The 433-nt window shown below is 64.4% G+C and carries 1 protein-coding gene; it reads right to left on the bottom strand.

The window, feature by feature from the left end; translation table 11 throughout:
* Positions 1-433: cadherin-like domain-containing protein (locus tag ABWV64_RS15960; protein WP_353347077.1), on the bottom strand; the 433-nt coding region annotated here is incomplete at both ends.

Raw genomic sequence — 433 nt, 5'->3', positions numbered from 1 at the left:
TCGGGGTGAACTCGAGCGTGCCATCGGGGTTGATCGAGACGGTGCCATCGGGGCTGGTCGCCTCGGTGACGGTCAGGTCATCGCCGTCGGCGTCGGTGTCGTTGCCCAAAACATCGATGGTGACAGGCGTGTCCTCATCGGTGGTGGCCGCGTCATCTTCCGCGACCGGCGGGTCATTGACTTCGCCAACGTTTACAGTGACTTGCGCCGTGTCCGTGCCGCCTTGGCCGTCGTCCACCGTATAGGTGATCGTCGCCTCGCCGGTGAAGTCGGGTGCAGGCTCGAAGGTGATCGTGCCATCGGGGTTGATGGTCACATCGCCGTCGGGGCTGGTCGCCTCGGTCACGGTGAGCGGGTCGCCATCCACGTCGGTGTCATTGCCAAGCACATCGATGGTGACCGGCGTGTCTTCCTCGGTCGAGGCCACGTCATC

Source organism: Litorivita sp. NS0012-18 (assembly GCF_040371945.1).
Lineage (GTDB): Bacteria > Pseudomonadota > Alphaproteobacteria > Rhodobacterales > Rhodobacteraceae > Litorivita.
Note: the sequence above shows the minus strand (reverse complement) of the source record. Positions and strands in the feature narration are given on the sequence as shown.